The organism is Streptomyces sp. O3 (genome assembly GCF_054788135.1).
In genome coordinates this window covers 1-397 of sequence record NZ_JBTVYK010000148.1, presented here as the reverse complement: position 1 = coordinate 397, position 397 = coordinate 1, and the positions used below count along the sequence as shown (strand labels likewise).

General features: G+C 71.3%; 1 protein-coding gene. It reads right to left on the bottom strand.

What is annotated here, in order from left to right:
- Positions 1–397, bottom strand: a 397-nt coding sequence (locus ACX6XY_RS30105) for a phosphopantetheine-binding protein (protein ID WP_460337805.1), incomplete at both ends; no start/stop codon positions are given.

Here is a 397-nt window from a genome sequence, read left to right as displayed (position 1 = left end):
CACCGAACCGCGCCTGCAACCGCTGCATGATCCGCAACGCCACGATCGAATCGATCCCGTACGCCGCGAAATCCTTCACCGGTTCGATCTCCTCCGCCGACAGACCGACCCCCTGGGCCACCAACTCCCGCACCTGCCATGCCAGCGAGTCCGGCGCGGGAGTCTCGGCGGTCGGTGCGGGAGTCTCGGCGGCCGGTGCGGCGGCTGGCTCGGGAGCCGGGACGGCGGTCGGTGCGGGGGCTGGTTCGGGGGCGGTGGGGGGTTCGGCGGCGGAGGCGGGGATCGCGGGGATCAGGGACGCGATGTGGGCGACCAGGCGCTCCAGCGTGGAGTGCTCGAAGATCGCCGCCATCGGAATCTCATCACCGAACCGCGCCTGCAACCGCTGCATGATCCG